1 rRNA gene is annotated in these 256 nt (G+C 40.6%); it reads right to left on the bottom strand.

Annotation, left to right across the window (positions count from 1 at the left end):
- Positions 1 to 133 precede the first annotated feature (133 nt).
- A 5S ribosomal RNA gene (rrf, locus tag KI343_RS19920) occupies positions 134 to 250 on the bottom strand.
- Positions 251 to 256: the final 6 nt, after the last annotated feature.

Raw genomic sequence — 256 nt, 5'->3', positions numbered from 1 at the left:
TATCAGAAGGTATCCTTTTTTTGTACATTTATTTTATTTTTTAATCAAATTAAAAAAGTGACTTCCTACTTATCTTTGTAGAAAGTCACTTTTCTGTTTTTACTGGGTTTTGTCCCAGCCTCTTTTTAAATTTGCCTGGCAGCGTCCTACTCTCGCAGGGGGAGAACCCCCAACTACCATTGGCGCTGAAGAACTTAACTTCTGTGTTCGGCATGGGAACAGGTGTGACCTCTTCGCTATCGCCACCAGACCTAAA

It is taken from the genome of Oceanobacillus sp. J11TS1 (genome assembly GCF_018333215.1).
In the GTDB taxonomy this organism is placed as follows: Bacteria; Bacillota; Bacilli; order Bacillales; family Amphibacillaceae; genus Oceanobacillus.
The sequence above is the reverse complement of the archived record's forward strand: the minus strand, read 5'-3'. Positions and strand labels throughout refer to the sequence as shown.